This is a genomic window from Hyphomonas sp., assembly GCF_037969335.1.
In the GTDB taxonomy this organism is placed as follows: Bacteria; Pseudomonadota; Alphaproteobacteria; order Caulobacterales; family Hyphomonadaceae; genus Hyphomonas.
In genome coordinates this window covers 1-3,089 of sequence record NZ_JBBKXE010000181.1, presented here as the reverse complement: position 1 = coordinate 3,089, position 3,089 = coordinate 1, and the positions used below count along the sequence as shown (strand labels likewise).

Sequence of the window (3,089 nt, the reverse complement as noted above, 5' to 3'; positions counted from 1 at the left end):
TGGCGGACATCTGGGCCAACCCTTAAACTGGGGGCCCCCTGCACTAACGCCCGAAGCTGGTTAAAAGCCCTTTGGAGGTTAGGTGTCATGCACTCCTATGCTACCCCCTATAATATCGTTCGCTCGCAAGAGCCCGATGTTCCTGTCTACTGCTTCCGCCCGGATCGGGTGACGGCGGCTGCGAAATGGTTCCGGGAAAGCTTCCCGGCCCAGCCATTCTATGCCGTGAAGGCGAATCCCGGCGTGCACGTGCTCGATGCCCTCTGGGCAGCCGGCATCAACAGCTTCGACGTTGCCTCGGAAAACGAGATCGAACTGATCTACAACCGGTTCCCCGGCGCCCGCATGGCCTTCCTTCACCCTGTGAAGAACCGCCGGGCGATTTCCCGCGCCTACCATCAGTATGGCGTTCGCATCTTCGTGACTGACACGCAGGCCGAACTGCAAAAGATTCTCGAAGAGACGGGCCATGCCAGGGACCTGACCATCATCGTGCGCATTGGCGTCTCGAATGATGGCGCGACCCTGCCGCTGACCGGAAAATTCGGCGCCAACGAGGATGACGCTGCAGAAATCCTGCGCGAAGCCCGCCGCTATGCCGATGAGCTGGGCGTTTCCTTCCATGTCGGCAGCCAGGCGATGAAGCCTTCGGCCTGGGCCACGGCCATGGCCGACGTCTCGCGCATCATCATCTCGGCCGGTGTCACCGTCGATATCGTGGACGTTGGTGGCGGTTTCCCGTCAATCTATGCCGATACGCCTCCGCCATCGCTGGAAGCCTATGCAGCCATGGTTGAAACCTCGTTCGAGAACATGTTCGTGCTCGAAAACGCCGACCTCTGGTGCGAACCCGGCCGCGCGCTTGTCGCCGAAGCCGAAAGCCTGCTCGTGCGCGTTGAACTCGCGAAGCCCGGCTCGATCTACATCAATGACGGTTCCTATGGTGCCCTCTACGATGCGGTGCACGAGCGCTGGTCCTTCCCGTTGCGCGCCATCACGGGTGACGGACGCAAGCTGCGCGGCATGGCCGAATACACGGTCTACGGACCAACCTGCGATTCGACCGACAAGTTCCCTGACAAGGTCTGGCTGCCAGCCGGCCTGACCGAAGGCGACTATCTCGAATTCGGGAATATCGGCGCCTATGGCCGGGCCATGTCCAGCCGGTTCAACGGATTTGGCGAGACCGAAGTCGCAATCGTGCACGATGCACCCTGGCCGAGCCTCTACAATGCCATCGGCGCAGAAGTCATCGCGATCGGGTCCAAAGCGACCAAGTGAACATCCGGGAAACCGTAACGCCTGAGGACAAGCGCCAGATCCGGCGACTCCTCGGGCGAACTTGTCAGGTAGGCTGACCCCCCGACGCCACGTGCTTCAGTTTCATGTGGCAGTACGCGAATCGTCTGCCGGGCGATCGCCGCACCGGAATCGACATAGCTGACCCCATGGGGCGCGCTGGCGATCAATTGCCCGCGCACCAATGGAAAATGCGTGCAGGCCAGAACGACCGTGTCGATCTGGTCGCCGCCGGGCGCCTCGAACAGAGGGGCCTGCGCCGCAGCGATGGCCTCGATCGGCACGTCTTCACCGCGCGCATGGGCCTCGGCGAGCCGCACGAGTTCAATACTGCCATGCATGATGACGCGGTGCCCGCTGGCGAATTCATTGATCAGCCGCGCCGTATAGGCCCGGCGAATAGTGCCGGGCGTCGCCAGGAGGCCAATCGTGCCAGTCTGGCTGAAGGCTGCTGCGGGCTTGATCGCCGGGACCGTTCCGACCACCGGAATATCGAGCACGTCACGAATCTCGGCCAGTGCCAGCGTGCTGGCCGTATTGCAGGCGATGACGAACACGTCGGGCCTGACATGGTCGCACAGCATCTTGGCAACCCGTGGCAGGCGCTCTTTCAAAGCCTCGTCAGACTTGTCGCCATAAGGGAAAAAGTCGCTATCGGCCGCATAGTGCACACCCAAGGCTGGGCCGAGCGCCCGGATTTCCTCGGCAACGGTCAGGCCGCCAACGCCGGAATCGAAGACGAGGACCCGGCCGCGTGCCGGCGAGGGAACGAAATTGGTGAACAGAAAATCGGTCATGGCAGGAGACTATGTGCATTCGCTCGCGGCGAAAAAGGGGCAGCGGAACAAGTTTGGCATCAGATTTGTTGTGCACCGCACCATAAAGGCCTACGATCCTGTTCAGAAACAAGGAGTTTGCATCATGATGGACCTCTGGCTGGCGCCCTGGCGCGCATCCCTCTCCCTCACCGCTTCGATGCTTGAAATGACGCTCAAGGCGCAGAAGAGCATTGCCAGCGTACAAGGCATGTCGCATTTCCAGCCCATGGACGAGACGCGCATGCGCGAAGCCTTTCACGAAGCCGCTGGCGCGAACCTGCGCCGCTGGGGCGATACGGCCGACGCCGTGAACAAACTGCCTGACTGGTATCGTGACCTGTCCCGCGTTCCGGGCGGCGTCATGACCGACTGGTTCGATGCGGCCCGCCGCGTGAAGCAGGACTAGAGCAGCGACCCGTACAGGTCCGACCGCCGATCGCGGAAGAATCCCCAAGCCGCCCGGTCGCGGTCAATCACGTCGAGATCGAACGTCGCGGCAATGACGCCTTCTTTCTTGCGGTCCATCTCGGCGACGACTTCGCCGGTCTGGTCGGAAATGAAGCTGGTGCCGTAAAAGGCCTGCCCCTCCTCGTCGCCTACACGGTTTGCAGCGCAAACCGGGATCACGTTCGAGACGGCATGGCCCAGCATGGCGCGGCGCCAGCGCGCTGCGGTATCAAGACCGGAATCCTGCGGCTCGGCCCCGATGGCCGTCGGGTAGAGCAGAACGTCAGCGCCCATCAGGGCCATGGCGCGCGCGGCTTCCGGGAACCATTGGTCCCAGCAGATGCCGACGCCGATTTTTCCCTTCTTCGTGTCCCAGACACGAAAGCCGGTATTGCCCGGGCGGAAATAGAATTTTTCCTGGTAGCCCGGCCCGTCGGGGATGTGGCTCTTGCGGTAGACGCCGAGGGCGGCGCCGTCGGCGTCGAGCATGACGAGCGAATTGTAATAGGCCGGACCGTCCTTCTC

General features: G+C 62.3%; 4 protein-coding genes. 2 read left to right on the top strand and 2 right to left on the bottom strand.

What is annotated here, in order from left to right; translation table 11 throughout:
* The first annotated feature begins 87 nt into the window (after positions 1–87).
* Positions 88–1,281, top strand: coding sequence for a type III PLP-dependent enzyme (locus tag AADA04_RS13535; RefSeq protein ID WP_340693805.1), 1,194 nt, complete (start codon positions 88–90; stop codon positions 1,279–1,281).
* Here AADA04_RS13535 and murI read toward each other — a convergent pair.
* Positions 1,227–2,096 carry a glutamate racemase gene (murI, locus tag AADA04_RS13530; RefSeq protein ID WP_340693804.1) on the bottom strand — a complete coding sequence of 290 codons (870 nt, stop codon included), beginning with the start codon at positions 2,094–2,096 and terminating at the stop codon, positions 1,227–1,229. The genes AADA04_RS13535 and murI overlap by 55 nt on opposite strands.
* A 124-nt stretch (positions 2,097–2,220) precedes the next feature.
* On the opposite strand from murI, the gene AADA04_RS13525 reads away from it, so the two are divergent.
* The gene (locus AADA04_RS13525; RefSeq protein WP_340693803.1) at positions 2,221–2,523 is read left to right on the top strand and encodes a hypothetical protein; all 303 of its coding nucleotides are present in this window, start codon (positions 2,221–2,223) and stop codon (positions 2,521–2,523) included.
* Here AADA04_RS13525 and AADA04_RS13520 read toward each other — a convergent pair.
* Positions 2,520–3,089: nitrilase-related carbon-nitrogen hydrolase (locus tag AADA04_RS13520; RefSeq protein ID WP_340693802.1), on the bottom strand; the 570-nt coding region annotated here is incomplete at its 5' end. The genes AADA04_RS13525 and AADA04_RS13520 overlap by 4 nt on opposite strands.

Excerpts from the sequence above, each read along its gene's own strand:
- AADA04_RS13525 (WP_340693803.1), top strand. The coding sequence starts at position 2,221 with ATGATGGACCTCTGGCTGGCGCCCTGGCGCGCATCCCTCTCCCTCACC.
- murI (WP_340693804.1), bottom strand. The coding sequence starts at position 2,096 with ATGACCGATTTTCTGTTCACCAATTTCGTTCCCTCGCCGGCACGCGGC.
- AADA04_RS13535 (WP_340693805.1), top strand. The coding sequence starts at position 88 with ATGCACTCCTATGCTACCCCCTATAATATCGTTCGCTCGCAAGAGCCC.